Here is a 1,012-nt window from a genome sequence, read left to right as displayed (position 1 = left end):
CCCCCTGTGTCAGGATAGTTGTCGCCTAATCTAAATCCGTAAATTAGACAGGGGGTGGTGAGCAGAAAATATGTCCCGCTATCCAGAAGAACGAAAGAACGCCATCCTTAAGAAGTTGTTGCCGCCGATGAGTATGTCAGTACCAAAGCTGGCTAAACAAGAAGGCATTAGCGAAGCAACCCTGTACAATTGGCGCAATCAAATCAGAGAGTCAGGAAGTCCAGTGCCTAACAGTGGTCAATCTCCGGAGCAATGGTCGCCGGAAGCAAAATTTGCCGTAGTTGTTGAAACCGCCAGTTTATCCGAAATCGAACTGGGAGAGTATTGTCGCTCTAAAGGTTTATATCCGGAACAAGTTGCTCAATGGCGGGAAGCCTGTATCAACGGCACTGCTTCTGCTAAAACCAGCGATAAGGAAGCGCAAGCCAAGTTAAAGGCTGAACGACTCAAGACAAAGCAACTTGAAAAAGAACTCCGGCGGAAAGATAAAGCGTTAGCAGAAACCGCAGCATTACTGGTGCTGAGAAAAAAGTTCAATGCCCTATGGGAGGACGACGAGGACGATTAACTCCTCTTGCTGAGCGAAGGAAAATAGCCGCTTGGATCGATGAGGCTGTCACATCAGGAGCACGAAAGATAATGGCCTGTAAGACCATCGAGTTGCCAATCCGTACTTTACAACGCTGGCTGAACAATGGGGTTATCGAAGGTGACAGGCGGCCAACTACGAAACGTCCAGTGCCGGCAAATAAACTATCTGACGGTGATGTGGTTCGACTCCTTGAGATCTGTAATCGTGATGAATATGCCAGTCTTCCGCCATCTCAGATCGTTCCTAGATTGGCCGATGACAACGTGTACCTGGCGTCGGAATCAACCTTTTATCGAGTTCTGAAAGCACATAATCAACTCCACCATCGTGGTCGTTCACAAACGCCACGGAAGGTGAAAGCACCCACGAGTTATACAGCGGAGAAGCCCAACCAGGTTTGGTCTTGGGACATCACATATT

General features: G+C 48.3%; 1 pseudogene. It reads left to right on the top strand.

Going from position 1 to position 1,012, the window contains the following annotated elements:
- Positions 1–70: 70 nt before the first annotated feature.
- A pseudogene (locus BIT28_RS29865) lies at positions 71–1,012 on the top strand (transposase); the annotation flags it as partial.

The sequence above is a fragment of the Photobacterium proteolyticum genome (assembly GCF_001939735.1).
GTDB lineage: Bacteria > Pseudomonadota > Gammaproteobacteria > Enterobacterales > Vibrionaceae > Photobacterium > Photobacterium proteolyticum.
Note: the sequence above shows the minus strand (reverse complement) of the source record. Positions and strands in the feature narration are given on the sequence as shown.